Origin of the sequence: Yoonia sp. (assembly GCF_046498525.1) — a bacterium.
In the GTDB taxonomy this organism is placed as follows: Bacteria; Pseudomonadota; Alphaproteobacteria; order Rhodobacterales; family Rhodobacteraceae; genus Yoonia.
Genome location: NZ_JAWOAN010000235.1, coordinates 1 through 6,346, shown reverse-complemented (window position 1 = coordinate 6,346; position 6,346 = coordinate 1). Strand labels below are relative to the sequence as shown.

General features: G+C 56.6%; 7 protein-coding genes and 1 pseudogene. 6 read left to right on the top strand and 2 right to left on the bottom strand.

Annotated features, from left to right (window positions below; translation table 11 throughout):
- Together R6T97_RS14335 and R6T97_RS14330 are read right to left on the bottom strand one after the other, a co-directional pair.
- A pseudogene (locus R6T97_RS14335) lies at positions 1–191 on the bottom strand (hypothetical protein); the annotation flags it as partial.
- Complete coding sequence (locus R6T97_RS14330; RefSeq protein WP_410349975.1) at positions 188–1,453, bottom strand: ROK family protein; 1,266 nt, start codon at positions 1,451–1,453, stop codon at positions 188–190. The pseudogene R6T97_RS14335 and the gene R6T97_RS14330, both read right to left, overlap by 4 nt.
- Positions 1,454–1,660: 207 nt before the next feature.
- Here R6T97_RS14330 and xylF point away from each other — a divergent pair, with 207 nt between their 5' ends.
- From xylF to R6T97_RS14300, 6 genes are all read left to right on the top strand, one after another.
- Positions 1,661–2,689: a D-xylose ABC transporter substrate-binding protein gene (xylF, locus tag R6T97_RS14325; protein WP_410349974.1), complete on the top strand. Its 1,029-nt coding sequence runs from the start codon at positions 1,661–1,663 to the stop codon at positions 2,687–2,689.
- Between the two features lie 92 nt (positions 2,690–2,781).
- A complete protein-coding gene (locus tag R6T97_RS14320) occupies positions 2,782–4,035 on the top strand; it encodes a sugar ABC transporter permease (protein WP_410349973.1) in 1,254 nt (417 codons plus the stop codon).
- A complete protein-coding gene (locus tag R6T97_RS14315; protein WP_410349972.1) occupies positions 3,992–4,357 on the top strand; it encodes an oligopeptide/dipeptide ABC transporter ATP-binding protein in 366 nt (121 codons plus the stop codon). The genes R6T97_RS14320 and R6T97_RS14315 overlap by 44 nt, the downstream gene beginning before the upstream one ends.
- Positions 4,354–4,821: an ABC transporter substrate-binding protein gene (locus R6T97_RS14310; protein ID WP_410349971.1), complete on the top strand. Its 468-nt coding sequence runs from the start codon at positions 4,354–4,356 to the stop codon at positions 4,819–4,821. The genes R6T97_RS14315 and R6T97_RS14310 overlap by 4 nt, the downstream gene beginning before the upstream one ends.
- Positions 4,818–5,882 carry an ABC transporter substrate-binding protein gene (locus tag R6T97_RS14305; RefSeq protein WP_410349970.1) on the top strand — a complete coding sequence of 355 codons (1,065 nt, stop codon included), beginning with the start codon at positions 4,818–4,820 and terminating at the stop codon, positions 5,880–5,882. Before R6T97_RS14310 ends, R6T97_RS14305 begins: the two co-directional genes overlap by 4 nt.
- A gap of 284 nt (positions 5,883–6,166) precedes the next feature.
- Positions 6,167–6,346: hypothetical protein (locus R6T97_RS14300; RefSeq protein ID WP_410349969.1), on the top strand; the 180-nt coding region annotated here is incomplete at its 3' end.

Genomic DNA, 6,346 nt, shown 5'->3' with positions numbered 1-6,346 from the left:
TTTTCACCGCCTGCCGCAAACATATCCGGCAAGGCGTCGCCGTTGCAGTCAAAGACTGCGACGCCGCCACCGACGAAATGCTCCCATCCGCCGCCGTAGATATGCGCAGGTATCCCGTCCGAGCGGTCTTCGAACAGCGGATCTGCTGTTGCGGTTGTGGCCGCCAGCACCAAGACCAGGCAACGCATCATGCGCGCGCTTCGCCCAAGGCCGCATCGGTCACAGCTTCAAGCGCCAATGCCGTCGCACCCCGTGCCCAGATCATCCCGCCCCATGCATGGACTTCGACCTTGCATGGCGTGCGCCCGTCGCTCAACGTCAGTTTTTGCATCTCAGCAAGGACTTCCTTGGAGTAAAGATAGTCGTATTCCATCCGCTCACCCGACAGGATGATCAATCCCGGATCAAAAAGCTGGATCACATTTGACAGACCAACAGACAAATAGCGCCCGGCCCGGCGAAAGATGGTGCGCGCCGCTTCGTTGCCGGATTTGGCCTGCGCAAACAGGGCGTCCAACATTGCGGTGGGGCTTTGAGGGCTGCGCGGATTGCGGTGCAGGGCGGTCGCGGCCTCGCGCGCAAGCGCATAGTCGGCCAGATAAGCCTCAAGACAGCCGCGCTGCCCGCAGCGGCAAAGCGCGCCATCAAGCTGCACCTTTGTATGGCCCAGTTCCAGACCCATCCCGCGCGCACCGCGGAACAGACGGTTATCAAGCACAAGGCCCATGCCAACGCCGTTTTCAATCGTCACGACGGCGAAATCGGGGATCGAACGCCCCGCGCCAAACCACAATTCTGCAAGGCTGAGCACATTGGTATCGTTGTCGACATGTACAGGCACGCCAAACCGCGCCACAAAAGCGTGGCGCAAATCCAGATCGGGTGTAGTCATCAGTGGCGACCACGATATCGTTCCGGTGTGATGGTCGATAATCCCCGACATCCCGATGCCGACCGCAGAGATTTCGGACAGTTCCTTGCCCGCTTCCTTGAGGACGAGATCCATCAACGTATCGATCTCCTCCAGCAAGCCATCGAGTGTTTTGCGCCCTGGTGGCGTAGGCAGGGTGGCATCCGCAAGGATACCACCCGCAAAATCTGTCAAAACCGCCGAATGTGTTTCGTCGGACAGTTTCAAACCGATCACATGCCGCGCCTCCGGAACAACCTCCAGCGCCACAGGGGGGCGTCCGCGCCCTGTTTCGCGCGGCAGGCCTTCGACCTCGCGCAGAAGCCCCGCGCCGATCAGATCGGCGGTCAGTGTGGTGGCCGATCCTGCGCTGATGCCGATCGCGCGCGTTACGTCGGTGCGGGCGGCGCGACCGGTGGCACGGACATGTTCAAAGACCTGCTGGCGCAGTGGTTTGCCATCGGGGGTGTCCGTCGCCAACAAAGGACCACAGCCAGCGGGACCGGCTGATTCGCGGTTTTGTTCAAGACTGACGTCATACATAGTTCAATCCCTGAAGTAATGCGGCGACGTTGCCTACATATTTCGACTGCCCTTGATAGATTGCCTAAAGAAAAGGCATCTTGAAAGCAATTTTTGATATTTTGCATCAATTTTTATTTTGACAACTGAAATTAATAAGTCATGTTTGTGGATGTAGGGTCAATAGACCCACGCCCCAATGCATGGGGCACACTATGGGAGGAAAACATGCATAAATCCGTTATTATGGCGGCCGTCGTGGCTGCCGGTTTCAGCACATCTGCCTTTGCTGATGCCCACAGCGTCACCGTCGGTGTAAGCTGGTCCGATTTTCAGGAAGAGCGTTGGAAAACCGACGAAGCAGCGATGCTTGGCGCGCTTGAAGCCGCAGGCGCAAGCTATCTGTCCGCTGACGCGCAGTCCTCTGCGACCAAGCAACTGGCAGATGTGGAAAGCCTGATCACCCAAGGCGTCGATGCGCTGATCATTCTGGCACAGGATGGTGGTTCCATCGGTCCGGCACTTGATGCCGCCGAAGCCGCAGGCATCCCGGTCATTGGTTACGACCGTCTGATCGAAGACCCGCGCGCGTTCTATCTGACATTCGATAACGTCGAAGTTGGCCGGATGCAGGCCGCCGCCGTGTATGCCGAAGCGCCAGAAGGCAACTACGTCTTCATCAAAGGTTCGCCAACCGACCCCAACTCTGATTTCCTGCGTGGCGGTCAGCAAGAGGTGCTACAGGCAGCCATCGACAGTGGCGCGATCACGATTGTGGGTGAGGCCTATACAGATGGCTGGCAGCCAGCCAACGCGCAGCGCAACATGGAGCAGATCCTGACGCAGACCAACAACGAAGTTGACGCTGTTGTGGCGTCCAACGATGGTACTGCCGGTGGCGTTGTGGCCGCTCTTGCATCGCAGGGTATGGACGGTCTGCCTGTGTCCGGACAGGATGGCGACCACGCTGCCCTAAACCGCGTCGCACTTGGCACGCAGACTGTATCGGTCTGGAAAGACAGCCGTGAACTGGGGCGCAATGCAGGCGAGATCGCCGTAGCACTGGCCGGTGGCGCTGCAATGTCCGACGTCATGGGCGCAAGCATGTTCATGTCACCCGGTGGTGTTGAAGTGACTTCTATGCTGCTGGCACCTCAGCCGATTACACAGGACAACCTGAACCTTGTTCTGGACGCTGGCTGGATCGAAAAAGCGGTTCTGTGCCAGGGCGTCTCAGGTCTCGCAGTTTGCGAATAATCTGACGTGCACGAAAAAGGCCCCATCCGCGCTGGCGGGTGGGGCTTTCTATTAAGGCCATCCGGTTGAACGGGTGAAAGGGGAGGGAACCAATGTCCAACGGGCTTGGAAGATTAATCAAGACATTGCAGATCGACACGCGATTGCTGGGCATGATCGGTGCTTTTATCGCGATCTCTTTGGTGTTTCACGTGGCAACCGGGGGCACGTTCCTGACGCCGCGCAATCTGTTTACGCTGACCTTGCAAACCGCATCTGTGGCGGTCATGGCAACTGGCATGGTCTTTGTGATCGTGACCCGGAACATTGATCTGTCCATCGGGTCGATGCTGGGTATCATCGGGATGGTGATGGGTGTCATTCAGGTGCAGATCCTGCCTGATATTCTTGGATTTGGTAATCCGGCCATCTGGATCATCACCGTGACGATCGGCATCCTGCTGGGTGCCGCAATCGGTGGTTTTCAGGGTTGGTTGATCGGTTATCTTGCGATCCCGTCCTTTATTGTCACGCTGGGCGGTCTGCTGATCTGGCGCGGCGGCGCATGGTGGGTATCCAAGGGGACGACGATTTCGCCGCTTGACCCGAACTTCATCATGCTGGGCGGTGCGTCGGGAACCATCGGTGTGACCGCAAGCTGGGCGCTGGCCATCGTCGGGTCGATCTTGACGATCTTTTTCCTGATGCAGACGCGGCGCAAGCACATAAGCCACGACTTTGCAGTCAAGCCGCTTTGGGCGGAATATGTGCTGGGTGCGATCCTTGTGGGCGCAATTTGCGGGATCACAGCGATCATCAACGCCTATAAGGTGCCCATCCGTATCGTGGAGCGCCGCTTTGAATCCGAAGGTCTGGAGATGCCGGAAGGCTATACCGAAGCCTACGGTTTTCCGATATCGGTTCTGATCGTACTGGCGGTGACTATCTGCATGACCATCGTCGCGAGAAAAACCCGCTTTGGCCGGTATGTCTTTGCGATGGGTGGCAACCCTGACGCGGCAGAGCTTTCGGGCATCAACACGCGGTTCCTTACCGTCAAGGTCTTTGCCCTGATGGGCGCGCTTACCGCGATTGCCGCTGTGATCGCCTCGGCGCGTTTGGGATCGGCAGGTTCGTCCTTGGGCGAGTTGGACGAATTGCGCGTCATCGCGGCCGCAGTGATTGGCGGCACGGCCCTTGCAGGTGGTGTCGGTACAATCTACGGCGCGATCCTTGGTGCGCTTATCATGCAGGCGCTTGTGTCCGGGATGGGTATGGTGGGCGTCGATTCGCCGTTGCAGAACATGATCGTGGGTGGCGGAAATGAGCGATCATTTGGCGGTGATGTACGCTGGAAAAGTGGTTGAGTGCGCCCCGGTGGACCTCATCTTCAATGCCCCGGGCCATCCCTACACCCTGGGATTGATGCGCTCCATTCCCAGACCCGGCCGAAAGTTCAGTTCCGGCAAGCAAGCCCTCGCCGAGATCCCCGGAATGGTGCCGGGGCTCATTGATCCGCCCCCGGGCTGTTTGTTCGCGCCACGCTGCGACCGGGCTTTTGAACGCTGCCGATTGGAAATTCCGCCGCTGTTCAGCCTGAAGGACCCGTCCGGCAGCAGCCACGGTGTCAGATGCTGGCTCGCCGAATCAATGGCTCAACAATCTGCAACCCAAGGAGGTCGAACATGAATCACAAAAATTTTGGACAAACCGCTCTGCTGGCCGTGTTGTTCCTGATTATCGGACTTGCGGCCCAACCGGCCGCAGCCAAGGACAAACTCATCTGGGCTGTGGGCAGCAAAATTCCCACCATGGACATTTACGGCACCACCTCCCTGAATCTGACCAACATCTACTACATGGTCTCGGATTCCCTGCTGGAGCGGGACCTGGACACCCTGGAGCTCAAGCCGAATCTGGCCAAATCCTGGAAACGACTTGACGACACCACATGGGAATTCACGCTCAGAAAAGGGATCACCTTTCACAACGGCAACCCCTTGACCGCGGAAGATATCCGCTACACCATCATGGACCGCATTCTCAATCCGGAGCTCAAATCCCGTCAGGCCCCGGGATTCAAATTCATCAAAGAGGTCAAAGTCCTTGACGAGCATACCTTTCAGATCATCACCAAAGGCCCTACCCTTTGACCGATGATCGCATGCACACCTTTTTCCCTTATGACAAGGAATGGTGTGAATCCATGGGCGAGGAGATCATTGCCGAGAAGCCCATGGGAACCGGACCCTACACCTTTGTGCAATGGGACCGCGGCTCCAGGGTCGTCTTGACCGCCAATCCTCAGTACTGGAATGAAGACCTGCCCAAGATTAAGGACGTGGTGGTCCGGGTCATTCCGGAACAATCAACCCGCATCGCCGAACTGCTCAAGGGCGGGGTGGATCTCATCTCCAAGCTCGATCCCGACAAATGCGCCATGGTCGAAAAAAACAAAGGGACCAAGGTCCTGGAAACCCCCTCTCACCGCATCACCTTCTGGCAGTTCGACTCCATGGGCCGGGCCGGGGAAACGCCCTTCACGGACAAACGGGTCCGACAGGCGGTCTGCCATGCCATTGACCGCCAGAAAATCATCGAGGTCATGTTCCAGGGGCACAGCAAAATCTTGAACACCTGCCTCAGCCCCTTTGATTTTGGCTATAATCCGGACATCACCTGGTACGAATACGATCCGGACAAGGCCAAGGCCCTTCTGGCGGAAGCCGGTTATCCGGACGGCTTTGAAGCGGACATCCTGTTTTACTATCCAGTCTCCAAACAATTCAACGAAGCCGCCATGGGCTATCTCAAAAAAGTGGGCATCACCCTGAATTTCAAAAACTATGTCGGCAATGTCGGACAGGCCATCAAAGTGCGGGATGGCGGCAAATGCAAGGATATCGGGAACTTCGGCTGGGCCTCCTACATGCTTCTGGATGCGGACGGACTGCTTCCCTTCTGGTTCGGCGCAGGCTCCAAAAAGAACTACTCCGGGGATGAAAAACTCGCAGTCTGGATTGAAGAAGCCCGGTACTCCTTTGATCAGGACAAACGGGAAAAACTCTATTACCAGGTCCAGGATCGGGTCAAAGAGCAGGTCTACTGGATGCCGGTCAATGTGATCAACAGCATCTACGGCGCGAATAAGGATCTGCAACTGACCCTGCCGGTCAACGAGACCCTGATGCTTAAAATCGCTGAATTCAAATAGGGCCTGAACAAAAACTCGGGTGCCCATCCGCTCATACATTGCTTAACGTAAGGCAGATACAATTTGGCCCGCCGAATCATCCCAGTACCATCACAAGGCTGAGCTACGGGACAGGCGCGAATGGAAACTTTTTGGCCGGCAGAATATGAGCTGCTGCCGGCCAAATGGCTTCGCCATGCAGAGAAGAACAGAAAATGAGTTCTTTTCATCCGCGTCTATTCGTGTGATTCGCGGGCAGTCAGTCTTTTCCTTATTCATTGTCAAAATATCCGAGGAAAACATCCATGAACATCGAACGTGTCGATATCATCCATATCCGCATTCCTCTGGTGATTCCCTATGAGACAAGCTATACCCCGAACAAATACGTGGACAAGCTCATCCTCAAGATCTACACCCCGGATTTGACTGTGTACAGCGAATGCGTGTGCAAGGACCGGCCGGATTCCACCTATGAAACCCCG